Origin of the sequence: Chryseobacterium cheonjiense, assembly GCF_012927265.1 — a bacterium.
GTDB lineage: Bacteria > Bacteroidota > Bacteroidia > Flavobacteriales > Weeksellaceae > Chryseobacterium > Chryseobacterium cheonjiense.
On record NZ_JABBGF010000009.1, the window covers coordinates 1 to 1059 of the forward strand.

Sequence of the window (1059 nt, forward strand, 5' to 3'; positions counted from 1 at the left end):
CCAATACCAAACCCCAAACCCTCACTCTTATTTAAGTGGGAGCTATTTCCGGCTCTCGCTACTCGCTTTTTCTGGTTTCGGCGGCGGCTTTGCCGCCGCCGAAACCAGAAAAGAGCTCAGACATACCGCTCGATCCGGGCTAGGGTGGGGGTGCGCCAAAGAGAAAGATGCTCGGAATACCAGTAGCAGCCAGCCTAAGCTTTACTATACCATTACCGACAGCTGTAAAATCAGTCTTATCCAATCCATTTATCAATCTACCATCTATTTCATATTATATAATAAGCCTAACCATAAATACGCTCACTAGCTCCCACCCTCCAAGAAATCCAAACCCCTGAAGGGTTAAAGATAAGACCCTCAGACACCATTTTTATCTATATTACCTTTCAATCCGCCGCCATTTCAGGCAATCGTTTATTGTGGATAAGTACCAGGCGCATTTTAATAACAGTCATATCAGTAAGTTAAATAAAATCCTATCCACAACAGGTAAATTTATGGTCTTTAAACTTGTTTTGCATTACAAATACGCCCTATCTTTGCCCCACTGAAAACGGAAGGAAGTAGGTAGCGCAGAGGAGGCCTTAATGGGCCGGGAATTAAGAGCTCTTTTAAAGAGATATGGGTCAGGAAAACAATTACAAATTTTATCAGATAAAACTTGTGAGGAAAAAAAAGATTTGTATCTTTGCAGTCCGGTAAAACGGAAGCGCAGGAGAGGGTTGACAGAGTAGGATGAGGGGTTAAGGTTACTTAATAAAAACTTTAAAATTTCTTTCATAAACATTTGGTCAATTAAAAATAATTTTTTACTTTTGCACTCGCAAATACGGAGTAACACTGACAGAAGATTGCTACGTTAAAAAGCGGAAGATATAAAGATCATTGACATACAATATAACAACCAAGTAAGGAAAAACTAAAGCGTTAAAAAACTTTGAGTGAGTCAGACAAACATACAATGGAGAGTTTGATCCTGGCTCAGGATGAACGCTAGCGGGAGGCCTAACACATGCAAGCTGAGCGGTAGAGTTCCTTCGGGGACTTGAGAGCGGC

At 41.2% G+C, this 1059-nt stretch carries 1 protein-coding gene and 1 rRNA gene; both read left to right on the forward strand.

Annotation, left to right across the window (positions count from 1 at the left end):
• A partial coding sequence (locus HHL20_RS19595) for a hypothetical protein (protein WP_228463230.1) occupies positions 1 to 310 on the forward strand: 310 nt, incomplete at its 5' end.
• Positions 311 to 961: 651 nt separating this feature from the next.
• A 16S ribosomal RNA gene (locus HHL20_RS19440) occupies positions 962 to 1059 on the forward strand; the annotation flags it as partial.